The sequence below is a fragment of the Cyclobacteriaceae bacterium genome, from assembly GCA_025808415.1.
GTDB lineage: Bacteria > Bacteroidota > Bacteroidia > Cytophagales > Cyclobacteriaceae > UBA2336.
Map to the genome: position 1 here is coordinate 1,375,769 of CP075525.1, position 23,750 is coordinate 1,399,518.

General features: G+C 41.4%; 27 protein-coding genes. 6 read left to right on the forward strand and 21 right to left on the reverse strand.

Annotation, left to right across the window (positions count from 1 at the left end):
- Positions 1-2: 2 nt before the first annotated feature.
- Positions 3-653: a DsbA family oxidoreductase gene (locus tag KIT51_06485; protein UYN87895.1), complete on the reverse strand. Its 651-nt coding sequence runs from the start codon at positions 651-653 to the stop codon at positions 3-5.
- A 185-nt stretch (positions 654-838) separates the two neighbouring features.
- Between KIT51_06485 and ahcY the strand changes: the two genes are divergently transcribed.
- The 3 genes from ahcY to KIT51_06500 all read left to right on the forward strand — a co-directional run bounded on the left by ahcY (position 839) and on the right by KIT51_06500 (position 3,369).
- Positions 839-2,140, forward strand: a complete 1,302-nt coding sequence (ahcY, locus tag KIT51_06490; protein ID UYN88515.1) for an adenosylhomocysteinase — start codon at positions 839-841, stop codon at positions 2,138-2,140.
- 76 nt (positions 2,141-2,216) lie between these two features.
- Positions 2,217-2,492: a hypothetical protein gene (locus tag KIT51_06495; protein UYN87896.1), complete on the forward strand. Its 276-nt coding sequence runs from the start codon at positions 2,217-2,219 to the stop codon at positions 2,490-2,492.
- A 49-nt stretch (positions 2,493-2,541) separates the two neighbouring features.
- Positions 2,542-3,369 (forward strand): CPBP family intramembrane metalloprotease, encoded by an 828-nt coding sequence (locus KIT51_06500; GenBank protein ID UYN87897.1) that lies wholly within the window; start codon positions 2,542-2,544, stop codon positions 3,367-3,369.
- Here the strand turns inward: KIT51_06500 and KIT51_06505 are convergent.
- Positions 3,363-3,887, reverse strand: a complete 525-nt coding sequence (locus KIT51_06505) for a hypothetical protein (GenBank protein UYN87898.1) — start codon at positions 3,885-3,887, stop codon at positions 3,363-3,365. The two genes, KIT51_06500 and KIT51_06505, sit on opposite strands and share 7 nt — an antisense overlap.
- Positions 3,888-3,895: 8 nt before the next feature.
- A complete protein-coding gene (locus tag KIT51_06510) occupies positions 3,896-4,450 on the reverse strand; it encodes a sigma-70 family RNA polymerase sigma factor (protein ID UYN87899.1) in 555 nt (184 codons plus the stop codon).
- Positions 4,451-4,606: 156 nt separating this feature from the next.
- On the opposite strand from KIT51_06510, the gene KIT51_06515 reads away from it, so the two are divergent.
- Complete coding sequence (locus tag KIT51_06515; GenBank protein ID UYN87900.1) at positions 4,607-4,966, forward strand: hypothetical protein; 360 nt, start codon at positions 4,607-4,609, stop codon at positions 4,964-4,966.
- 64 nt (positions 4,967-5,030) lie between these two features.
- On the opposite strand, the gene KIT51_06520 is transcribed toward KIT51_06515, so the two are convergent.
- The 9 genes from KIT51_06520 to KIT51_06560 all read right to left on the reverse strand — a co-directional run bounded on the left by KIT51_06520 (position 5,031) and on the right by KIT51_06560 (position 14,002).
- Positions 5,031-6,479 carry a DASS family sodium-coupled anion symporter gene (locus tag KIT51_06520; GenBank protein ID UYN87901.1) on the reverse strand — a complete coding sequence of 483 codons (1,449 nt, stop codon included), beginning with the start codon at positions 6,477-6,479 and terminating at the stop codon, positions 5,031-5,033.
- Positions 6,480-6,563: 84 nt separating this feature from the next.
- A complete protein-coding gene (locus tag KIT51_06525; protein UYN87902.1) occupies positions 6,564-6,818 on the reverse strand; it encodes an RNA-binding protein in 255 nt (84 codons plus the stop codon).
- Between the two features lie 115 nt (positions 6,819-6,933).
- A complete protein-coding gene (locus KIT51_06530) occupies positions 6,934-8,118 on the reverse strand; it encodes a phosphoglycerate kinase (GenBank protein ID UYN87903.1) in 1,185 nt (394 codons plus the stop codon).
- A gap of 334 nt (positions 8,119-8,452) precedes the next feature.
- A complete protein-coding gene (locus tag KIT51_06535; GenBank protein UYN87904.1) occupies positions 8,453-9,109 on the reverse strand; it encodes a hypothetical protein in 657 nt (218 codons plus the stop codon).
- Positions 9,110-9,128: 19 nt separating this feature from the next.
- Positions 9,129-10,982 (reverse strand): beta-lactamase family protein, encoded by a 1,854-nt coding sequence (locus KIT51_06540; protein UYN87905.1) that lies wholly within the window; start codon positions 10,980-10,982, stop codon positions 9,129-9,131.
- A 44-nt stretch (positions 10,983-11,026) separates the two neighbouring features.
- A complete protein-coding gene (locus KIT51_06545) occupies positions 11,027-11,941 on the reverse strand; it encodes an NAD(P)-dependent alcohol dehydrogenase (GenBank protein UYN87906.1) in 915 nt (304 codons plus the stop codon).
- Positions 11,942-11,946: 5 nt separating this feature from the next.
- The gene (locus KIT51_06550) at positions 11,947-12,576 is read right to left on the reverse strand and encodes a hypothetical protein (protein UYN87907.1); all 630 of its coding nucleotides are present in this window, start codon (positions 12,574-12,576) and stop codon (positions 11,947-11,949) included.
- 85 nt (positions 12,577-12,661) lie between these two features.
- Positions 12,662-13,243, reverse strand: coding sequence for a Crp/Fnr family transcriptional regulator (locus KIT51_06555; protein ID UYN87908.1), 582 nt, complete (start codon positions 13,241-13,243; stop codon positions 12,662-12,664).
- A gap of 120 nt (positions 13,244-13,363) precedes the next feature.
- Positions 13,364-14,002, reverse strand: coding sequence for a hypothetical protein (locus KIT51_06560; GenBank protein ID UYN87909.1), 639 nt, complete (start codon positions 14,000-14,002; stop codon positions 13,364-13,366).
- Positions 14,003-14,351: 349 nt separating this feature from the next.
- Between KIT51_06560 and KIT51_06565 the strand changes: the two genes are divergently transcribed.
- Both KIT51_06565 and KIT51_06570 read left to right on the forward strand, forming a co-directional pair.
- On the forward strand, positions 14,352-15,398 hold the full coding sequence (locus KIT51_06565; protein ID UYN87910.1) for a DUF4386 domain-containing protein: 1,047 nt from the start codon (positions 14,352-14,354) through the stop codon (positions 15,396-15,398).
- Positions 15,399-15,781: 383 nt separating this feature from the next.
- Entirely contained in the window at positions 15,782-16,402 is a 621-nt protein-coding gene (locus tag KIT51_06570; protein ID UYN87911.1) for a hypothetical protein, read from the forward strand.
- A 284-nt stretch (positions 16,403-16,686) separates the two neighbouring features.
- Here the strand turns inward: KIT51_06570 and KIT51_06575 are convergent, their stop codons facing one another.
- The 9 genes from KIT51_06575 to fmt all read right to left on the reverse strand — a co-directional run bounded on the left by KIT51_06575 (position 16,687) and on the right by fmt (position 23,720).
- Positions 16,687-17,265 (reverse strand): Crp/Fnr family transcriptional regulator, encoded by a 579-nt coding sequence (locus tag KIT51_06575; GenBank protein UYN87912.1) that lies wholly within the window; start codon positions 17,263-17,265, stop codon positions 16,687-16,689.
- Positions 17,266-17,418: 153 nt separating this feature from the next.
- Complete coding sequence (locus KIT51_06580; GenBank protein ID UYN87913.1) at positions 17,419-18,141, reverse strand: hypothetical protein; 723 nt, start codon at positions 18,139-18,141, stop codon at positions 17,419-17,421.
- Positions 18,142-18,779: 638 nt separating this feature from the next.
- Positions 18,780-19,670 carry a hypothetical protein gene (locus KIT51_06585; protein UYN87914.1) on the reverse strand — a complete coding sequence of 297 codons (891 nt, stop codon included), beginning with the start codon at positions 19,668-19,670 and terminating at the stop codon, positions 18,780-18,782.
- Positions 19,670-20,422, reverse strand: a complete 753-nt coding sequence (locus tag KIT51_06590) for a sulfite exporter TauE/SafE family protein (GenBank protein UYN87915.1) — start codon at positions 20,420-20,422, stop codon at positions 19,670-19,672. The genes KIT51_06585 and KIT51_06590 overlap by 1 nt, the downstream gene beginning before the upstream one ends.
- Positions 20,423-20,439: 17 nt before the next feature.
- Positions 20,440-21,249: an SDR family oxidoreductase gene (locus KIT51_06595; GenBank protein UYN87916.1), complete on the reverse strand. Its 810-nt coding sequence runs from the start codon at positions 21,247-21,249 to the stop codon at positions 20,440-20,442.
- Positions 21,250-21,269: 20 nt separating this feature from the next.
- The gene (locus tag KIT51_06600; GenBank protein UYN87917.1) at positions 21,270-21,632 is read right to left on the reverse strand and encodes a hypothetical protein; all 363 of its coding nucleotides are present in this window, start codon (positions 21,630-21,632) and stop codon (positions 21,270-21,272) included.
- A gap of 12 nt (positions 21,633-21,644) precedes the next feature.
- On the reverse strand, positions 21,645-22,148 hold the full coding sequence (locus KIT51_06605; GenBank protein ID UYN87918.1) for a dihydrofolate reductase: 504 nt from the start codon (positions 22,146-22,148) through the stop codon (positions 21,645-21,647).
- Positions 22,149-22,172: 24 nt separating this feature from the next.
- On the reverse strand, positions 22,173-22,802 hold the full coding sequence (locus KIT51_06610) for a hypothetical protein (protein ID UYN87919.1): 630 nt from the start codon (positions 22,800-22,802) through the stop codon (positions 22,173-22,175).
- 3 nt (positions 22,803-22,805) lie between these two features.
- Positions 22,806-23,720 (reverse strand): methionyl-tRNA formyltransferase, encoded by a 915-nt coding sequence (gene fmt, locus KIT51_06615; GenBank protein ID UYN87920.1) that lies wholly within the window; start codon positions 23,718-23,720, stop codon positions 22,806-22,808.
- Between the last annotated feature and the right edge of the window lie 30 nt (positions 23,721-23,750).

Consider the following 23,750-nt stretch of genomic DNA (forward strand, 5'->3'; position numbering starts at 1 on the left):
TTTTACTCCGTGGTTTGTTTTGCGGCCTCCTCAATGGTTTCCATAAAAATAGCAGTTGGTTGAGCGCCCGACAAGCCATACTTGTTTTGGATGATATAAAAAGGCACCCCGGTTATACCAAGTTGTTGCATTTCTTTTCCAGCACGTTCCACGGCTGCCAGTCCGTTTGATGTTTGAAGCAAGGCTTCCACATCATTTTTATTCAGCCCGGCAGATGAAGAAACTGAGGCCAGGTTTTCAGGTTTGCTTAAATCAATACCCTCGGTAAAGTAAGCTTTCATCAAAGCCTCTTTTACATCCGCCTGTTTACCAAACGGCAGCGCCCACTGGATTATGCGATGTGCATGGCGTGTGTTAGGTGAAACAGCCTGCTGTTGAAAATTAAAAGTCAGGCCTTCTTCAGCCGCAACGCGGGTAACATGCGCAGTGATTTGGTGGTAGCGTTCCTCGCCCCCAAATTTATTTACCAGGTATTCTTTTTGATTTACACCCTCAACCGGCAGCTGCGGATTAAGTTCAAAGGGATGGTACGTAACGTCAAAGTCATATTTCCCGGCCAGGTTTTGTAGGGCTTTCTCCAACCTTCGTTTACCGATGTAACACCACGGACAAACCACATCCGACACAACGTCAATCCTAATTCTTTGCTTCATGGATTATGCTTAAAATAATGACAAGTGAACAGGAGTATTTCAATTAAGGTTCAAACAATTTAAGGACATTGCAGTTATTACAGCATGCTTAAAAGCGTATAAGGATATTTAAAACCTTTATGGTATTTTTGCCCTTGCTTAACGAGCATATACTTAATTAAAACCCCGAAAATACATTTAAAATGATGGTTGAAACGTTGAAATTCAAAGTAAAAGACATTTCCCTGGCCGAATGGGGCCGTAAAGAAATTAAACTGGCTGAAGCTGAAATGCCTGGCTTAATGGCCATTCGCGAAGAGTATGGAAAGCAGAAACCATTGAGTGGTGCACGCATTGCCGGCTGCCTTCACATGACCATCCAAACGGCTGTATTGATTGAAACACTTATTGAACTGGGGGCCGAAGTTTCATGGTCTAGCTGTAACATCTTCTCAACGCAGGACCATGCAGCAGCTGCCATTGCTGCGGCCGGCATCCCGGTGTTTGCCTGGAAAGGCATGAATGAGCAGGAATTCGATTGGTGCATTGAACAAACCTTATTTGCTTTTAAAGACGGCAAGCCGTTGAACATGATCCTGGATGATGGTGGCGACCTCACCAACATGGTGCTGGATCGTTATCCTGAACTGGTACAGGGTATCAAAGGTATTTCAGAAGAAACTACCACCGGTGTCCACCGACTGATTGAACGCCAGAATAACGGTAAATTACCACTACCTGCCATTAACATTAACGACTCGGTAACCAAATCGAAATTCGATAACAAGTATGGCTGCAAGGAATCGTTAGTTGATGCCATCCGCAGGGCCACGGATGTAATGATGGCCGGAAAAGTAGCGGTGGTTGCCGGCTATGGCGATGTAGGAAAAGGCTCGGCCGCTTCATTGCGTGGTGCAGGTGCACGGGTAATCGTAACCGAAATCGATCCTATTTGCGCTTTGCAGGCAGCGATGGATGGCTATGCCGTTAAAAAAATGGACGATGCCGTTAAAGAAGCCGATATTGTTGTAACCGCTACCGGAAATTTCGGTATTGTGAAAGATCGCCACTTCCAGTCCATGAAGGACAAAACCATCGTATGTAACATCGGTCACTTCGATAACGAAATTGACGTAGCCTGGTTAAAGGCCAATGCCAGCCGCGATGAGGTTAAACCACAAGTTGATTTGTACACACTGAAAAACGGAAACCAGATTATACTTTTAGCGGAAGGCCGCCTGGTAAACCTGGGTTGTGCTACGGGCCACCCTTCTTTCGTGATGTCAAATTCGTTTACCAACCAAACCCTGGCACAGATTGAATTGTGGAATAATGCCGGCAACTATGAAAACAAAGTTTACATGCTGCCAAAACACCTGGATGAGAAAGTTGCCATGCTTCACCTGAAGAAGATAGGTGTTGAACTGGAAACGCTTTCTCCTGAGCAGGCAAAATATATCGGTGTGGAAGTAAAAGGCCCCTTTAAGCCCGAATACTACCGCTATTAATTTTGGTTTGATAATTGATAAACTAAAACCCTGTAGCAATACAGGGTTTTTTTATGCCTGCGCTTATCTTTACACCATGAACCGAATAGTTGTTACCGTTATAATTTTATTCTTGCTATCGGGATTTACGGTTTCTTCCGTTGAAGACGAGGTAGAATTGACCTGCGTAAAAAAACAAATGTCCACGCAAACCTGCCATTACAATTTTACGATCAACGGTATACGCTACCATTTTATTGACAATGGCTGCAAAACAAAAAAGGAAGACATCATCAAAAAGGCTAAAATAGGGAAGCTGGCACTTGCCAAAGATTGGAAGATTGAGTGTGAAGCAAAAAAGGACGGCAGGTAGTTTTAGCGGTTTTTCTGTAATCTAAAAGTTTGCTCAAATTGATAAGCTCATGGAAAGACCGTCAATCAAAAACCTTATCATTTTTATTACGGTAACCCTTTCTATTGGTTGGCTGGGCGTGTGGATAGATTCTGCCATCATACCCGATCAAACCGAAGAAGAGACGCTGGGCATGGCCCTGTGGCTTACTGTTCCACTGGCGGTGGTTATTGTGCTGCGCACCTTTATGGGCGATGGTTGGAAAGATGCCGGATTAAAACCTAACCTGCTGGGCAATCTCAAATGGTACCTGGTTTCACTTTTAATTTTTCCGGTTGTTACCGCAGTTACACTACTGGTTGGTTACTTCACCGGGTGGATTGGTTTTTCAAATTTTAATACTGCTGCCTTTTTTACAATGTTTTTCAGCCTCCTGGGCTTCAACATCATTAAAAATGTATTTGAAGAATCGGTGTGGAGAGGCTACCTCACATCGAAACTGGTGAAATTAAATTTACAGGATTATGTCATTTACCTGATGGCCGGCTTAGTGTGGGGTTTGTGGCATGCACCGTATTACCTTGTTTTTCTTCCCGAGTCGATGATCAATGCAGTTTTACCAATAGGCAGGGTAGGGTTTCTGGTAGTGGCTTTAGTTAATATGCTGGCCTGGACGGTTATGTTTACCGAATTGTTCCGGTTGACCAACTCTATCTGGCCGGTTATCCTGTTGCATGCCGTTGAAGATGCGTTAATCAATCATTTGGTGATTGATGGATACATTTCAATTGCCCCGCAGTCGTTAATCTTTATTTCACCCATTAGCGGTGTTGTTCCTTCGCTATTATACCTGGGTGTTGGTTTGTGGCTGAGAAGTGAACGAGTCAAAATTCAATAGTGCATATCGGCCCGTTTATCAAACCAGGGTTTTAGAATAGTTCTGTCCAGTACCAGGAAAGCAAGGATAATATTTAACATGATAATAATGTTCACCACCAACTTTCCATTAAACGGTATAGAAGGCAAGGGCTCCTTCATGTATTGATTTTGCAGCACCATGTTGTTTAAATCAATAGAGCCGGGGGAATCAAAAACACCGTTGGCCAGCAATAATGAACCAATGCCGATGGCAACAAGCACACCGGCCAACAATAACAATCCATTTCTGGCCGAAAGGCCCGTGGGCACCGGGTAACTGTCGAGTTTGGCCATTACCTGTTGGGTAAAGGTTTTTGAGGGTTGATCAGGTACTGAGCTTTTTAAGGTATAATTCACTTGAACAAGTTCATCAAACCGCCTTTTCAGTTCGGGTGATGCGGCCAGTTGCTGCTCCAGTTTTTCTTTATCGCTGGCCGACAGTGTGCCATCAATAAGGTCAAGCAGTTGGTTATCTAAAGGTTGTGGTATTTTGTCCATAACTTCTCTTATAAAGTTAATGCTTCTTTTTTCAAGATCAATGTTAATTCATCCGCCAATCGCTGACGTGCGCGGTGTACACGTACTTTCACCGTATTCGCCTGCATACCGGTAATGTCCGCTATTTCTTCAAGCGAGAATTCTTCCAGGTAAAACAAGGTTATCGCCACTTTGTCGGCTTCGTTTAATTTTGCCATGGCCTGCTGGATGTACTTTTTTTTATCGTTCCGCTCCAATATGCCTTCCGCCTCCTGCCCATATTCAACAATGGTATTTTCAATGCTTTGAAACGAAGCTTTACGTTTGCGTTTATAACTTACCGCGGTATTGAAAACAATGCGGTAAAGCCATGTTGAAAATTTTGAATCCCTTTTAAAGTTACCCAGGTGGTGAAAGGCTTTTATAAAAGCATCCTGTGCAGCTTCTTCAGCCTCTGGCTTGTTTTCCAGGATTTTGAGCGCAAGGGTAAAGGCATAACTTTTATACCGGTTCACCAGTTCAGCGTACATTGGCTGCTCACCGGCAATAATCCGATCGATAATAGCAAAATCCGGGTCTGTCATGACATCGCTTGGACGCAGCGCTTTAACCTAAAGTTACAGGAATAATGACGAATACAATACTAAAGCACCATAAGGCCTGTACAGGTTGGTGATGACTTGTAACCTGAGGTGAAAATCCAGCGTCATAGGCACAGATTTCACTTAAAACCTTGAATTATGGATCCAGCAGTATTAGGCGTAATGATACCCATAGTAGCGATCATTAGCGTATTTACGATGATTATTTATTTGCGCAGGTATGAAAACACCGAACGCATGGCAATGATTGAGCGGGGTGTTGACCCATCATTGTTTACCAAGAAGCAGCGTGGCGGCACATCGGGAACGTTGCGGGCATCCTTACTTTTTATTGGGGCAGGTGTGGGGTTACTGATTGCCTACCTCCTTGACCGTACTTATAATATGGAAGAGGTAGCCTACTTCTCTATGCTCTTCATTTTTGGTGGCCTTGGCCTTGGGGCAGCTTACCTGATTGAGGAGAAAAAAATAAAAGAAGAACGCCAGCAACAAAATTAACAGCCTGAAAAGATAATCTGTGTTCGATGAACCCTTGTGTTCAGTCGTCACAGATTTTTTTCTTTTAAAGGAATAGCCAGTTTACCAGTGTAATGGAAAACACCCAAATGATCAGTATGGAAACAATATTGAGCCAAAAGCCAGCCCGTACCATGTCCTGAATCCGAATGTAGCCGCTTGAAAATACAATGGCATTGGGAGGCGTGGCGATGGGGAACATCAGCGCTATGCTGGCGCCCAAAGTAACCGGCAGGCCCATTAGTATAGGGTTAACCTCCATTACATTGGCAATGCCAAATACCACCGGAACAAACACATTTACCAACGCTACGTTACTCATCACTTCCGACAGGTAAACTGATATAACAATAAGGATTAAGGTAAGGCCGATGGAGAATTCACTGTGCCCGCCAATCCACTGGCCGACAGCCGGTATAATCCCGGATTTATCCAACCCCTCGGCCAGGCACAATCCACCGCCAAAAAGAAACAGAATGCCCCAGGCCAGTTTTTCAGTATCGGACCAGTGCAGCACAAACTCACCTTTTTTGAAATCAACAGGAACGATGAACATCAGCAACCCCCCGCACATGGCCACTATGGTATCGTTAAGCAGTTCAAGTTTTAGCACGGCATTAATGGGTTGCTGGAACATCCATAAAAATGCAGTAAGTGAAAATATGATGAGCACAAGCTTTTCTTCTTTTCGGATGGGGCCAAGGGCTTGTAACCGTTTGGCAATTAACTCTTCCGAACCTTTTATTTTTTCGAGTTTGTTGGGAAAGAGCACGCGGGTTACCAAAACGTAATTTGCGAGCACAAGAATGGTGGCTACCGGAAAACCGACAATTAACCATTGGGCGAAGGATATTTTAATCCCATAGAAATCATTTAGCAAGCCTACAAACACAACGTTGGGGGGTGTGCCGATGATGGTAGCCATTCCACCCAGTGAGCAGGCATATCCAATGGAGAGCATTAACCCAATGGCGAAATTTCGTTCCCGCTTGTTATCAAGTTCGTTCAGGTTTTTAACATCATGTAAAATAAGGTGGACAACCGAAACGGCTATCGGCAGCATCATCATAGCTGTGGCGGTATTGCTGATCCACATGCTGAGCAGGGCGGAGGCCAACATAAAACCCAGGATAATTCCATTGCCGGAAGTTCCGGTAAGTTTTATCAGCTTGAGGGCTATGCGTTCATGCAGCTTGTGTTTCTCAAGCGCCAGCGCAATCATAAATCCGCCCATGAACAAAAAGATTACCGGGTTGGCGTAGGGTGCGGTTGACTGTCCGATCTTCATGACACCAAGCAACGGAAAACCTACCAGCGGTAAAAACGCAGTAACCGGTATAGGGGCAGCCTCCGTAATCCACCAGGTAAGCATCCATGCCGCTAACGCCAGCACTTTAGGTGCTGCCGGTGAAATAAGGTGGGCCGGGAAAAAGAAATATAAGAGGATGAACAGGGAAGGGCCCAAAAAAAAGCCAATGCGTTTTGAAGTGGTCACGTGATTTGTATTGGGTAAACTTAAGGGTAAAAATAAACCCCGAAGGTTTTCGGGGTTACTGATTTTCAATAAAAATTACCGGCATTAATTACCGGGCGATTTGGGATTGGCCGGTTTTACCACAATGGTGCGGCCATCCAGTTCTTTTTCGTTCAATCCATCAATGGCGGCTTGTGCTTCGGCATCGTTGGGCATTTCCACAAAACCATATCCTTTGGAGCGACCGGTGTCGCGATCTTTGACGATTTTAACAGATGAAACTTCACCATATTGGGCAAAGGCATTTTGCAAATCTTCCGTACGGGTTTTGAAATTGAGCTTGGCAACAAAAATGTTCATGATACAAAGAAATTAAGTTGAAATTTTCGGCAGGCCAGTTCATGCGCTGATCAGCCAATCAAATATAAAAATAATTTGATGTTAAAAACAGCCTTTAAGCCCGCCCGTACATAGCTTAGTCCAGCGCCTTTACTCCCGGCAGCACCTTTCCTTCAAAATATTCCAGCAAGGCACCACCACCCGTTGAAACGTAGCTTACCTTTTCGGTAAGGTTAAACTTGCTGATGGCAGCCGCGGAGTCGCCCCCGCCAATCAGCGAGAAGGCTCCCTTGCCGGTGGCCTCAACGATAGCCTCAGCAATTTTTTTGGTACCGTTTTCAAACTTTTCCATTTCAAAAACACCCATAGGGCCATTCCACAAAATGGTTTTTGACGAAGCAATAACGTTCGAAAACACTTTGGTTGCCTGTGGGCCAATGTCAAGCCCCATCCATCCGGTCTCAATGTTGTGGTTGTTGGCCACCTGGGTGTTGGCCTGAGCATCAAATTTATCGGCCACCACCGAGTCGATGGGCAGGTGCAGTTCAACGCCTTTGCTTTTTGCTTTTTGGATGAGTTCTTTTGCCAGGTCAAGCTTATCGGCCTCTACCAGGCTGTTGCCAATTTCACCGCCCAGGGCTTTAAAAAAAGTATAGGCCATTCCGCCACCAATAATCAAATGATCGACTTTGTCCAGCAGTTGTTCGATGATGAGTATTTTATCCGAAATTTTTGCTCCGCCCATAATGGCGGTAAAAGGTTTTTCGGCATGTTCCAGAACCCGTTTGGCATTGTCCAGTTCTGCGGCCATCACGTAACCGGCACATTTTTCCTGGAAGAATTGGGCAACTATGGTAGTGGAGGCATGCGCCCGATGGGCTGTACCAAAAGCATCGTTCACATAAACGTTACCATGTTGGCCGAGTTTTTTGGCAAAATCAACATCGCCCTTTTCTTCTTGCTTATAGAAGCGCAGGTTTTCAAGCAACAATACTTCTCCAGGCTTAAGCGATGCTGACAAGGTGTAGGCTTCATCGCCTATACAATCCGGGGCGAACCTGAGTGGCCTACCGAGTAGTGCTTCGGTGGTTTTGAGGGTATGCTTAAGGGAATATTTTTCTTCCGGCCCCTCTTTTGGGCGGCCCAGGTGCGACATCAGGATGCAACTGCCGCCATCGCCAAGGATTTTTTTAAGGGTAGGTATGGTAGCACGAATGCGGTTATCGTCTGTTACGTTAAAACTTTTATCAAGCGGTACATTGAAGTCTACGCGGATAAGGGCACGCTTGCCTGAGAAGTTGATTTCGTTTATGGTTTTCATGCGGCTAAAATATCAATTTGAATGTATATTTTAACTAATGTGATAGGGTGGCCTTTTGTTTTCTGAACCGCAAACGGTTTCGGGTATGGTAGTGCAAACTAAACGTGATCGTAATTGCAGTTTTAACGCCTTTCCTGATAAAGTCTTCTTACCGACAGGTAAATTCTGTTGGTAGTGCCTCTTTAATGAATTATTCGTTATTCAGTTTTTCAAGCCCCAATGCCAAGAGTTTCAGGTCTTGTTTCATCAGGTTTATAATTCTGCCCAACTTATAGGGGGGTATTACAAACCCCAGACAGGTAGCGAAGTTTTTTATGTAATCAAAAATGCTTTTTTATTTTGCTAGTGGCTTCATTTTATATTTTTTGAGCAAAATGTGTAATGGCTCTACCTGGTGTTGTATTCGTTGCCCATCACTGCACAATGAAGTATCAATGGGAGCCAGCAACATCTCATTAGTTTGGTTATCAAACACAAACTGAGTCCCGAATTTTTGATAACCTAACGTGTATAAAAGATACCTGTCGTAATTAAGAGCTACCATTCGTCTGATATTTTCTTTTCTTACAGTTGCCGTATCGTTCTTTTCAAGAAGTTGTTTCAGTGAAGCTGAAGATAATTTATAGGCCAATAAAAAATTTTCAGGACTCATACTTGCCACTTCTCCATCACAAATTTTGGCAGCCGTGTGTTGTAATATCAAGGCTGCACGCATCTTATCTAAGGGCGTTTGCACCTTATTTTCGGCAAGTAGTTCAAACACTCTTTCCCTATGCACTTTATCATACGCTTCCAGATTTACGGTGTCTGTTTTGGCATCTAACTCTCTGATAGAAATGTCTTTCTGATACATTTTGATAATCTCTACATTGTCTTTAATGTCAGTTTCTGAGCATGAACTCAGGTTTATTACTACATAGAATATAACAATTATCAGAATGAGCTTATCACATCTCAGCGTATTCATTATTTGTCTTATGTGTTTTATCATGTGGGTGGTTAGTTGTTTTTTATTCATTTGTAAATGTAATAAAGGGCTTTGTGTTTGCTGGTGTCTCTGTCATGGGTGTTCTGTACATCGTTGCTCTTGCACTAATTACCTTGTTTTCATTTATCGTTATTGTCAAATAGTAAATGCCTTGATTGCTGATGAGCGCATACGTATCTCCACTTATATGGATAATTGAATACACAATGTCTTTTCCTAAAGTCAATTTTCCAACTCCATTCTCAAAATACAGGTTACCTTTAAAAGCTTTTTCTTTGCCGTTTTGTGTAAGTTGTGCGTTGATAGGGTAGGTTCCATCAAGTTGTGAGTTACTTTTACTGTTTTTCAGAAAGGGTAATACAAACATATGGGCTGTTTCTTCAATTGAGCTTACCCATTCTGTATTTGTCATAACAGATACAGCTATATCCTCATCAGGAAAGTAACTGATAACCGACCTTGTGCCCTCTGTAACTCCGGCATGTTCAAGGATATTTCTTCCTTCCATATCCATACCTATACGCCAACCAATGCCCACATTTGTTTTTTCGCCCGATAACAAAGTTTGGCTTTCAAACATCTTTCTAACTGTATTGCTTTTGAGGTACCCATTGGAGTATGCTTTGGTCATATTTACCAAATCTGTGGGTGTAGTTACAAATCCGCCTGCTGCCCAAATAGAACTCATCTCTCGGGGATTTAAAATGGCAACATAGGCATCGTTTTTTTTCTCATAGTATGTAGTTAAATGTGGCATCACTTTGTACTTTCTCATATCAGGCTCTGTGCTTTTCATGCCTAATGGGTTAAAGACTTTATCTTGTAAATAGCTTATAAAATTTATCCCCGAAGCAGCTTCCATTGCCGCAGATAATAACACAAAACCAGCAGACGAATAACTGTATTTGGTTTGTGGTTTGAAAAGTAGTGGGTGATGCGAAAAAACGCCTAACGCATCTTTGGTGTTTGAATAAAACTTGTCCTCAAGTTTATCAGTATTGAGGTAATGGGGCATTCCTGATATATTGCCTGCAAGCTGTTTTAAGGTAATGGGATATGCCTTCAAAGGGTAATGAGGAACATATTTTTGAACTTCCGCTTCAATGTCTATTATACCATCTTGCATCATTTTGGCTAAGCCTGTTACGGTTATCACTTTTGAAGTGGAAGCAGCCCTGAATTGTGTGTTAGCAGTTACAGGTGTTTTTTTCTCTAAATCAGCGTAGCCAAATCCTTCAGCAAAGATTATTTCGTTTTTTTTACGAATGGCTATTGATAACCCCGGTAGCTGTGCAATATTCAAAAGTTCATTAGCCATTTGCTTAACCAATTGGCTATTATTTCTATTTGTTTCAACTTCAGGATCTTGTGGGTGAATAGTTTCATATTCATAAGAGAATAGCACACTACAAATCTTCCACTGATTGTCTGTTTTAATTAACCCCCAGCTTTCTTTGCCCCAATTTTGTTTATTATTATTTTTCCAAAAGGAGTAATCAAAACTAACATCTGCTATGCTGCCGTCTTCTACAATCTGAATATTATAAAATTTTTCCTCGTAAACATTATTGCTATCTGAAATACTCTTAAAAAACCTTTTGTAAGAGCTGGTAAAGTATTCTTTTACATTTGGGTTATGCTTTAAATCTGCCAGATAAGATTTTTCTTTTGCAATGCCTAACCACAAGACAGGCTCTTCATGAAAAAGGCTATAAAATTTTAAGCTATCCTTCGTTTTTATGCTTTCCATAAAGTCGGTAATCACGCCTTGAATCTTCTCTTTGTCCGATACATAATTTACCTGTCCAAACGCAAAGACTGAACTGAGTAGTAAGATGAAAGTTATTATCTTCTTTTTCATTTCTTTATCCTTCATGTTAAAGTACTATCGCTTTACGATAACTACTAACTACTGTATTTTTAATTAAATTTTATTACCACATTACCTTTTTTATGTCCTGTATCTACATAGCCGTGGGCTTCCCTTATTTGATCCAACGAAAAGGTTTTGTCTATAACCGCTTTTAGGTGTCCAAGCTCAAAAAGTTTTTTCAACAGTTGTAATTGTTCAAGGCTTTCAGAAGCATAGCCTGAGCTTACACTTATGTGAGCACCGTTTTCATTCAATAGACGCTTGTATTGTTTTTTATGATACTTTCCAATGGCATCAAAAACAATATCAAATTTTTCTGTGCATTGAGCAATATCTACTTTGTCATAAAGCAAAATGCTGTCAGCTGCCAAATCTTTTATCAATTCCTTACCTTCCGAACTGCAAACGGCAGTTACCTTAGCCTTGTAATATTGAGCGATTTGTACGGCAGCAACACCTACCGAACCCGTAGCCCCTAAAATCATCATCTTTGGTTGCTGTTTTTGATTGATTTTAGCTTTATGTAAATAATAGATTGCGGTTTGCCCGCCAAAAATAATAGCTGCCGCTTCCTCAAAACCTGCATTTATTGGTATTGGCAGCGTATGGCTTTTTTCATTGACGACTATATACTCTGCATGGGTGCCAAATTGAAAACCCGTCATGCCGAAGACTTTATCACCTGCTTTGAATTTTGTAACGTGGCTACCGATACTTTCAACTACGCCAGAAAACACCGTTCCCAGAATTGATTTTCTTGGCTTTGACCAACCTAAAACTATCCTCATCAAAAATTTCAAAATCCCCTTTGCATCAAGGCTTCTTGTACGTACATCACCCGAATTGACAGCCGTTGCCATCACTTTGACAAGGATTTGATGTTTGGCAGAAATCGGCTTGGATACTTCCTGAATGGTTATTACCTCAGGTGAGCCATATTTTGTGCAAATGGCTGCTTTCATTTTTGTTAAAAATTAAATCCAATATTAAACCCCGGTTCAGGAAAGACAAACTTAGACCACTTATCATCTAACTCCTTAAACCCAGCGGGTAATTCTGTATGATAAGCACGGTGGGTTACACATATTGAGGGTTGGAAGAAAAATTTGTCTTTAAAGAGTTTGATGTGATAACCAAAACGGTAAGAATTGAAAATCTGAAAACCGTCTTTTATTTTGTTGCCATTGTCATTCACAAAAATTTGCCAGGTGGGCATTACGTCTAATTGGGCATATAAACCTTTCCATAAAAATCGTTGGTATGACATTGTTATACCTATCTCACGGACATACCCGGGAAATTTTTCCTCAGGCTTTTTGTAGGCTTTGTTTAAAAATGGGTGAATACCATTGGGCCAGGCATATTTCCAGGTTTTCGGAGATAATCTAATTACATCTTTTCCTGTAATCCGATAACCTATATCTAATTGAGCAAAATTGGGTGGGTTTTCTTTGTCAAAATTACCTAGTAGAACAAATAAAGAAGTCCCAATAAACCACTTTTTGTAGGTGCTGTCTGTTTTGGAATATTGAGCATTCACTTGTAAACTGCTAGCCAAAACAAAGGCAAGTCCAATCCAAAAAAATTTCTTTTGCATATCTGTATTTTTTACTTGTTAAACGATACTGCAAAAGTAGATTGGCGACCTACAATAATTCGTTCACCTAAGTTAAGAAACGAAATTAGCCCTTGCTTTTTTCCATAATTCTTGCCCTAAGTCTGCTTAATGATTGCGGTGTTATGCCAAGATAGCTTGCTAACTGGTGTTGTGGCACTCGTTGAATAAGGTCGGGGCGTTTATGCAATAAATTCAGGTATCGCTGTTCGGGAGAAGATGTTTTGAACTCGTCAAAATCTATCCTTTCTTTTGCCAATAGTTCTTCTGAGAGTTTTCTGCACATAATCTCAAACTTTGGAAATTTACTGTTCATTTCGGCTTCCATATCGGAATTTGAAGCAACGAGAATAGTGTCCTCTAAACAACTTACATAATACTCAGAGGGAGTTTGGCTTATCACACACGGAGGAGTCAAAGCCTCCATTTCTGTATAGAACGCGGTTGTTTTTTCTTCACCGTCCACTATGAAATATGTTCTGATACATCCATTAAGTACAAAGTAGCTTTCTTTTGATTTTTGTCCTTCGCGCAATAAAATCGTGCCTTTTTTTACGGAGCGAAATATGTCCAAAGAAAAGATAGCTTTCTCTTCTTCTTCTGTCAGGGAAATGTATTTTGAGATAAAGTCAAATAGTTTGTTTTGCATTATTTAGTTTGGTTACGATTGTTTGTTACACTTGCTACCAACGGTTTGCGGCTTGGCGCTGTTTGAATAGAAGCACAAAACTCCAAGTTTGCACGTCACCCCGCCTGAAGCAAACCCGTGTTAGCGGCTGGTGTTTCTTGTCTTATGAATGTAGGTTTCGATATGGTCATACGTTATTACATCCCCAATTTCGTCCGCTTTCTCATCATATTTTTTGCCGTTGTTTATAAATATTATTGGTATTTCTGAAGTCTTTTTTCTTTGTCTTACTGATATTGCTGTTTGTAATCCGTGACTTGGTTTTTTATTATAGTTTACCAATATTAGGTCAGGCATTATCTCGCTAATTGACTTGTAAGCCCGTCCACCGTCAATACTTTCTCTATGAATTTCTATGTCGTTTGAAATTCGTTTTTCGATTTCCGTGTCGGTTGAAAAGTCAATGATAAATACTTTCATGGCCCCGATTTTATGTCGCCAAAATAAAAGTGTTGCTAAAACTACAACAGAAATCAATGCCCCCACAGGCAAATACCACATTGTTAAAATACTGATTGTTAGTCCAAATAAATAAGTCCAATCTTTGTTTGTCCATAAAGCATAAATCCAAATAAGCCAAAGTATTCCATACAAAATAAAAAGCCACCCAAGTTTAAAAACATTAACATTCATTTTATAGAAAATCTCAGCCCAAGGCCCAGGTTTTTCAGGTCCAATGTATTTCACCTTAACTGTTACAAATATTCCGTCAAGTAGCATGAAGCCACCGTTTAAAAGTCCGAGTATTGTAATTATAATCTTCACTTCAAATTATGTTTCGCTGTCGTATTTGTTACACTTGCCGCTAACGTTTTTCGGCTTGGCGTAGTGGCGGGTTTCCCTGCCTGACTGCGTCACACAGGCAGAGGAGCACAAAACTGTCAACCTGCACTGAACTTGAATAGAAGCACAAAGCTCCAAGTTTGCACGTCACCCCGCCTGACGCAAAATCCGTGTTAGCGGTTCGGGCTTTTTTGTTAGTCATTTTCCTCCATATACATTTCTTATCTTAAGTCAATGAATGGAATTTTTTGCAAAGGTACCTTTGTGAAAATAATTAATACTCTTAATGAAGAGAATATTCAGGAGTACAAAAATCGTAATAACTTTCGCAGTACTCATTTTGTCCTCATGTGCTACTCCAAGTAATGTCGGCTGCCCATCTTTTGGCTCAGGAAAAGTGACCAAAAGCAAGAAGTACAAAAGTGGAATTAGCACTTTTAAAATACGTAAGGCATTTGCTTTAAACACAGGAAGTAAGTCTAAACGGGAAAAAATATCACGTCCAAATTTCGTGGATAACCATTTTGAAGGTTTAGGTGTCGTAGAATTAGATTTATTAGCATCAAATAAGGAAATTGATTCACACGATTTCTTTCTATCTAATTTAATCGAGCAGAATCATCGTCACGAAAATAAAGTGGAGAATTTAAGAAAACTGAATTTAGATAAAAAAATAAAAATTATTAATACAACTTCATATTTGTCTCTAAATGAGGTTTTTGAAAAAAAGGAAACTCTCAACACTATCCAAGATGCTTTAAATCATAAAAAATCAAGACGGAAAGGAGCAATCCTCAAAGGTGGAGCAATTATTTTAATGGCCCTATTAGCGGGTATTTCTATCCCTGTTTTGGGAACATCTACTGCGAGTATAGGTCTAGTAGCTATTTTGTTTCTTGATGTATTAATTTCAATTGGGATTATTAGATACTATAGAAACGAGAAACCGAAACTTGCAAAAGCAACTGGTTATTTGCGGTTAATTTATTCCGCAATTTTTGGTGTTGGCATAGGCTATCATATGTTAGGTAATGTAGCAATGTTCAATAAATTTTGGTCACTTGGTCTTATTGCTTTTGGAATTCATCTCGTAGCATTAGGGATACTTTTTAATAATGAAGGCGGTAAAAAATGGGTTAATTACACTATTAAATCGCTATTAATCATTGCTGGTATTGGTTATATGTTACTAAATGTTGGATTATTATTTACTGCAAATCCCGTAGCCTTCACGGCTTTAATACAGCCTGTATTTATTGTGCCCCAGATATTAGGAGAAATCCTGTTTGCATTGTGGATGATTCTTAAAGGAGGAAGGATTAAAGAACAATAAAGCTGTGTGACATGGTTTTATATGGATTTTATTTGAGGTAGTTCATATTGTTGTGCTTGGAAAGATGCGTTTGTAGAAAACAGCACGAGTTTTAAGAGTGGAATGGATTTTATTTTGCTTCAATTGCTGCCTTCTTGGAAATAAAATCAACTTTTGCAGAAGATGGTGTTGAAATAATTCCAGGCCTTTACAGTCTTAGGAAACTTTGAATTGTGTTTGTCGCTGTATACTTATTGCCAGGTGCAATGCTTTTGGCGTTACTATATATTTTGACAAGCATTAATGAAACAACTGTGCATCGGAATAATTTAAGAAATAAAGTAATCTGTTACTAAGATATCACCGCAACATCATTCAAAGGAAATCAAAAATTTAAAGAAAATATGAACCTTAGAAAAATGCATCACATTTCAGGACTGATAATTGCACTTTTTGTTGGGCTGCATTTATTTAATCACTGCGTTAGCATTGTCGGTGCAGACAAGCACATTGAAGTAATGGCAACTTTTCGATCTGTATATCGAAACATTTTTGTGGAGATAATTTTGCTTCTAGCAGTTGCCATACAAATTTATTCAGGGCTAAGACTATTTAAAGCCAAAAGAAAAGTTGCCCAACTAGTATTTGAGAAAATGCATGTTTGGTCCGGACTTTATTTAGCCGTTTTTTTTGTGATTCACCTGAGTGCTGTTTTTGCAGGACGGCTTTTGTTGCATATTGACACCAACTTTTACTTTGGTGTGGCAGGACTGAATAGTTTTCCGATCAACTTGTTTTTTATACCTTATTATTCACTGGCAATCATTTTCTTCTTTGGACATATTTCAGCTATCCATAGCACCAAAATGCAAAAAAATCTATTTGGCTTTACACCAAATCAACAATCAAAGTTTATTCTGACCTTTGGAATTTTTTTGACACTTATAATCCTTTATGGACTGACCAATAATTTTAAAGGGGTTCAAATTCCTACTGAGTACAACGTGTTAATTTGGGAATATTGATTTAAGAAACCGAGCGAAAAACTTACTTGGTAAAGAAGAGAACCATAATTTTTATTCTAATAGTCATAAAAATGAAAAATGGGATGTTCTAAAAGTACAGTCGGACTAGATTGTGCCCTGGAAAGTATATCTCAAATTATGTTTTTGAAGAATTTATTTGAAACGGGGTTTTATAATCCAGGCATGAATAGAATATATACAGTGTATAACATACCAGAAGCTCATCGCTACATAAATACAGGCTAAAAAGAGAGGAAATAGGGAGGTGCAAGTCAATGCTCAGCTCATTTATTTTTTATAAGGCGTTTTCTTATCCTACTCAAAGACTCTGGTGTCATGCCTAAATAGCTGGCAATAATATGCTGTGGTACTCGTTGCAAAAGTGCGGGTTTTTCGTTGAGCAGATTCAAATATCGTTGTTCGGGTGTAGAAGTGATAAACTTTGCAAGTGTATTTTGAGTTTTTCCAAAATCAGACTCTATCATTTTTCTTGTTATCTCTGCTAATACAGGGTAGTTTGAAAACAATTTTGCATCATTTGCCGGGTTTCCGACCAATAAAATGGAGTCTTCGATACAGGTAAGGTAGCTGTCAGATTTGTTTTGCGTGCCTTGGTTGGTGTAATAGTTTACGGCTTGGTTTTCGGTGTAGATCGAAATGGTTTTTTCGGCTCCATCTATGATTACATATTGTCTCAAACAACCCCTAAGCACAAAATAACACAAGTTGCACAACTGACCATCTTTGACCAAAGTCTCATTTTTTTTGGCTTCTATGGTGGTCATGAGTCGCGACAGTTCTTGGACTTGGTCTGGAGACAGTTCCTTGAACTGGGATAAAAATTGCATTAATATCTCTTTCATCTTTATTGTTGGTTGTGATTTAGCCTGACCGCTAACGTTTGTGCATAAGCAGTGGCGGGTGTTCGAAGCGCGTCACTGTCCCACGACACCAAACGTATTTTGAAAAACTAAACTACAAATTTACACTGAACCCGCCATTGATTATGCACTTTGTTAGCGGTTCGGGCTGTTCTCCACTTTCTTCATCAAATACTGCATCAATTCCGTCCCACTTGTCAATGCTGGACTTGCTAATGGGTCGTTGGAAAGAATGTCCATTGGTCCTTCACCAAAATAAAGTCCGTCTGAAACTAAAAATGTAATTCTCACTGTTCCTTTTGTCGGATGTGGCCGTCTCGGTTTGTCCCAAGGGCCAATCTGTTTTACAATTTCTTGACTCTTTGTAAATAAGTCACTCGTTAATTTATTTGAAGTTTCGTCAGTCGTCTCCCAAATAATCATTTTACCAGTCTGATTAATGTATCGAGCCGTCCCGTCACTGAATGAAGCTAAAACGTCAAGTCCGTCATCAAGTCCAACTTCAATTATTACTCCCAGTAATTCTTTTTTCTCTGATTTGTGTCCCTTTACAAGTTGTCCGTTGTAAGCGAGCACTCTTAGTCTTGAGTCCGAATTTGGGTCGTTTATAATTTTTTGATAGTCCTCAATTGTACTTGTCTCTGAGAATAAAATGTCAAACGGATAAGTGTGCGGTGTCTGAGTGTTTGCTTTAAATAACTCAATGTTGTCACAGAACAACAAGTTATAAATCAAATTCGTAGCGCTGTCCTTGTACGGGTCAGTCGTTGTCGGTGATTTTTTTAAGAAACTAAATAGTCCCATTGATAATAAAATTATTGTCGTTAAAGTTAATCCTATCCAAATTACTTTTTTCATTGTCTGTTTGTCCGTAGTCCTGAATGTCGTTACAGCCTGACCGCCAACGTGGGTGCATATTGCGTGGCGTTTATGAAATGCGCAATGTCCACCGTTGCAGAACGAAGATAGGAGAGAAGCGCGAATTAGCCAAGCGTCCCCCGCCATGCAATATGCACAGTGTTGTGCACCGTGCATTCTGTCGAACGTTATAAAGAAACGGGTTTGTCTACCGTCACCAAACGTTATCATGAAACCAAGTCCTTGTCGCCCGAAGTAGACAGATGTGCGGTGTCAACACGTGCGCGCGGGCAAAAGCCTAAACTATCTGCGGACGATAATTTTGATTATCAAACCGAAGACCGTCTGCGCACACGTGTCTTAATTTGTCTTTTGATACAGTCGCGGAGCCGTCTACCGAAGCCGACATTGTCTCGCAGTCAGCAAACATAATTTTGAAACTTTATTGTCGCGCGATGGCAGTGGAGATGAATGGAATAGAAAGCGTGTCTGCCGAAAACTACGATTGAAAAACGGTTTATGAATTCAATGTTGTCACCCATTGCGAAGCCCGCAATTCGCATGGTGCACAACACCGGGGTATATTCATTGAATATATTTCCAATATACCATTTGCGCTTAAAAAAGCGTGCCTGACTTTAAAGTAATCTACCCAACACCTCTGCAAACATTTCTGCTGCAGGCGGGTGTTTCCTGAACCAAAGTTCCGGTTCAATCAACTCAAGCTCGGAAACGCAAAGTTGTCCATGGTTATCCCAAATAGCATCTACACGGGCGTACGCAGGCGCAGGGTTACAGTAGGCTACTGCGCGTTCGGCAAACTCAATTTCTTTTTGGGTGGGTATGTACTCATGCACGGTTCCGCCAAAGTCGTCCTGTACACGAAAGTCACCGGGCTTGGCTTTTTTTAGCACGGCATGACTGTATTTTCCACCAAATAACATATAGGCTACCTCACCTTTTTCCAGCACGGGCTTTTGAAATTCCTGAATAAGCATGGATTCATGTGTAATTAACTTCCGAAAAATCATTTCATGATCGGTCAAAGTTGAAGCATTCAGTCTGTAAGTATGACGGGCTGCTCCGGAAATGGCTGGTTTTAGTATGCAGTCCGTCCAGCCGGTTTGCTCAACAATTTCAGTTAGTGATTTGGAGGTTCTTGGTTTAATGAATACGGTTGGTGGAATTCGAATACCGTGCAGCTCCAGATCATGAAGGTAATGCTTATCGATATTCCAACGCACCAACGGTAATGGGTTGATGAGTTTTGTTTGTTTACTTATGCGGTCTAACCATGTTGAAAATTCTTGAAAGCGATCGAAGTAATCCCATGTGGTACGAAAAACTGCGAAATGCGTTTGCGACCAGTCGTATGCCGGGTTGTCCCAGTTGGTGCGTGCAACGGTCAGCCCCCTTTTTTCCAATGCATCGCGCACCCGTTTATCATCATCCAGAATATTTTGTTTGTACCAATCCGGATTGACCGGATTAACATAGCGTGCATCTGTAAGCAGGGTAATATCAACCATCAGAAAAACCAAAGTTTAACAGCCAAACCAATAACAGTAACCACCAGTACGCGTTTTATCCAAACTTCACCTTTGTCTACACTCCAACGGCTGGCATACCAACCTCCAAATCCCTGGCCTACGGCAAGGGTAAGCCCCATAAGCCATTCAATTTTTCCTTCAATAGCAAAAACTACGATGGCTACGCCTGTGTACACAATGGCAGCAAACACTTTAACATAATTTGTTTTTACAAGCCCAAAGTGGTTAATGTTGGTAAGCACGGCAATTACCAAAAAGCCAATGCCCGCCTGGATGAATCCGCCATAAACACCCAATAGAAAAAAGGCCAGTACACCAAACACCTGGTGTTTTACGCCAAGTCGTTCGGGCTGATCGGCTTTTTTGGTTCTCGGTTCAACCACAATGCTTATTACCACCAGCACCATAATTATGGCGAGTATGCGATTGAACAGCGAGTCGCTGATATCAACGGCCAGTTTAGCACCAACAAATCCTCCGGCAAGCGATGCAAGGCCAAGGTACAGGCTATACGGAAACGGAAGCTTAATACCTTTGCTGTTGAAGCCGGTAACGGCAAAAATATTTTGGGCAAGTATGGCCACACGGCTGGTGGCATTGGCCACTGAACCAGGCAAGCCCATAAAAATCAAAACCGGTAAGCTGATGAGGGAGCCCCCACCGGCCACGGTATTCAGGAAGCCCGAGATGAACCCTATGAAAATGAGAAAGGCAGCGTTAAGGATTTCCATGCACGAAATAAGGAAGCTTAACGCACCTGTGCTTTACGAATTATGCTCGCCAATAAACCAGGGAACAGGCGTTTCAAATAAACTGCTGTAGTTTCTTTCAAACCTGCAATGTACACTTCATTCTTCTTTGCTTCGATGGCGCGAACCATTTTTACGGCAAGTACTTCGGGCGGAAGCCCGGCCGCAGTAGTAGGGTCCATTTTATGGTTTATGGAGCCATCGCCTACGAGTGCATTGATCGAAACATTTGTCCTGATCCACCCCGGGCATACCAGTGTTACATAAATTGTCGGGCTTTCATTCCAGAGTTCAGCACGCAACGCATCAAAAAAACCGTGTAAGGCGTGCTTGGCAGCCGAGTAACCGGTGCGGTACGGTGTACCCACTTTTCCGGTAATGCTGGTGATCGTTACATAGTGGCCTCGCTTACGTTCAATAAAGTGTGGGATAAGATTTTTGGTTAACGCGATCTGCCCAAAGTAGTCTACTTCCATTACCCTGCGGTCAACATCCAGTATGGTGTCTTTGGCCAAACTACGCTGACTGATGCCACCATTGTTCACCAGCACATCCACGTGGCCAAACATTTGAATGGCTGCCTGTGCAGATAATTGAAGTGTTTCGGGCTGGCCGAGGTCAAGTGGAAGGATTCGGATATCGGCTTGCGCCTGGGCCGGGCAGTTTCCTTTCACACGTTCCAATTCCTCTTTTCTACGCGAGGATAAGATAAGTTTATTCCCGCGTTTGGCCAGTTCGTACGTAAGCGCTTCGCCAATGCCGGAGGAGGCTCCCGTTATCCAGATTACTTTGTTTTTGAGTTTAGTCATGAAGAAAGTTAGTGATTAGATTATTTTTTGTTGCATTCGGCATACACCCAAATGGTATAAACGCCAAGCGCGGTACCTACCGGGAATGAAAATAATTTGAAGCACCCCATTATTAACAACAAGGTAAGCGCCCACGACTTTTGCTGGAGCATACCAATACCTCCGATGATGGACGGCACCGCAAAGAGGATAATAAGTCCCCATAATAAAATGGGTATAAATGCCCCCAACCACTCCAACGCCCACGCGCCATCAGGGCCAGCTTCATTTGCAAGAAAGGGAAATAAGGAAGCCAAAAATGTGGCTAACAAACCGAATATGAAAAGTTGAAGCATTCCGGAAATAATGTACAGGATGCCTAATATTTTTTTATGCGATTCCATAGAGCACACGGGTTAGTTCGGTTTTTCATACACAACAAAGTCAAACGCAAAACGGTGCCGGACGTCAGCCGGGTGATGGAGACGCGATATTTCATTCCACTGACTGCTGTCGTATGTCGGAAAGAATGTATCGCCTTCTATAGTTCCCTTTATTTCGGTTAGGTAAAGTTTGTTTGCCTTATGCATGCCTTCGCGGTAAATCTCGGCACCACCAATAATAAATATTTCATCGCTCCCAGCCGATGCCGCAGCATCAAGTGCTTCATTCAACGAATGCGTGACCAAACAGCCTGGAGCAGTGAAATTTTTCTGGCGTGTAACAACAATGTTCGTGCGGTTGGGAAGCGGCCTGAATTTTTCAGGAATGGACTTGTAATTTTTTCTTCCCATAATTACGGGGTGCCCCTTGGTGGTTTGCATAAAGTACTTCATATCATCGGGCAGGTGCCAGGGCAGGTCATTGTTCTTTCCGATTACGCGGTTTTGAGTGAGTGCTGCAATAATAGAGATAGTCATTTACCGTATTGAAAAAAGATTGGGTTACTTTAAAAATTTTGATTCAGACTTGCTCCTGAAAATATATCCGATATTAATACCTGCGTGAATCCCATAGGGTCTTCCCGGGTAATACAACTGGCTGCGCTCTATACTTGCATTTACCAGCCAGTTTTTGCTGCTTATAAAACTAAGCTTTGAGCCTACCGACCATGAAGCATAATTGTGTCCGCCTGCCGGGGATAACTGCATATCGTACATGTAACGGTATCGGATTAAGCTAAAGAATGGCACAACTTCTACGCCACCACCTAACGGTATGTGAAAGTTTGAATGTTCGGCCATAGAGGCTATGGAAAGAAGCAGTAAAGCAAGACCTCCCAGGCTTCCCTCACTTTCGCTACCATTAGAAATTGCTAAAAAAAGTATCAACATTGGCGCTACCACCGTTCCCGGGTTGAGGTGAAAATAATCCTGCCCACCGGCAAGCCCGGTTTCAATTCCCCATACCTTGGTAAGCATAACCTCTCCGCGTATGCCAATTGCGTTGTAAGCACGGAAACCTTGGAAGTCTGCGCGCTCGGCTGTTCCGGCCAGCCACCAATCGTATTTGCGAAGTTGTGCATTCGCGGCAACTGGGAACAGGAAGAGAATCAACAGTATGGTTTTGTTCATATCTTAAATTTTATTTCCCCTGAAAAACTCTTCAATTGTCATCCGTTTTTTTCCCTCGGGTTGAAGTTGTTTTATAGAAATTGAACCTTTTGAAGTACCAACATAAAAATACGTTTTATTGTCGGTCTTCCATTGTCCCGGAATAATTTCCAAATCATTTACAATTTCAGTGCTGAAGATTTTATAGGTTGTATTATTTAATAAAGTCCAGGCCCCGGGGTACGGACTTAATCCACGAATAAAATTATGAATGTGTTCAGCGGTTTGATTCCAGTTTATCTGACACGTTTCCTTAAAAATTTTCGGAGCGTGTTTGATCGGAACCGATTCAGGCTGCGGCTGTGATGGATAATTCCCGTCAGTTATTGCTTGTACCGTTTTCAGCACAAGCCAGGCACCCTTTTTCATTAATCTTTCATATAGCAACCCGGCATCGTCTGAAGCATAAATGGGTTCGCTTTCCTGGAAGATGATGCTGCCCGTATCGATTTCATGTTTGAGAAAAAATGTGGTGACCCCGGTTTCCTTCTCTCCGTTTATAATGGCCCAATTGATGGGTGCAGCGCCACGGTATTGAGGCAGGAGGGAAGCATGTAAATTAAAAGTACCAAATTCAGGCATTGACCAGACTACTTCGGGTAACATGCGAAACGCAACAACGATCTGCAGGTTGCCTTGGTAGCTTTTCAGTTCTTCTAAAAACTGTGGTGACTTTAAGTTGGTTGGTTGAAGTACCGGAATATTATGTTTAAGTGCACATTCCTTTACAGGCGAGAAGCTAATTTTTTGTCCACGTCCCTGGGGTTTATCGGGTGCTGTAATTACAGCTACAACGTTGAATTTATTTTCAACCAGTATTTCAAGGCTGGGCACAGCAAATTCGGGGGTGCCCATGAATATGATTTTTAAGATGTTCATTAATTTCTGATCGTAATCAACGCAAAACTA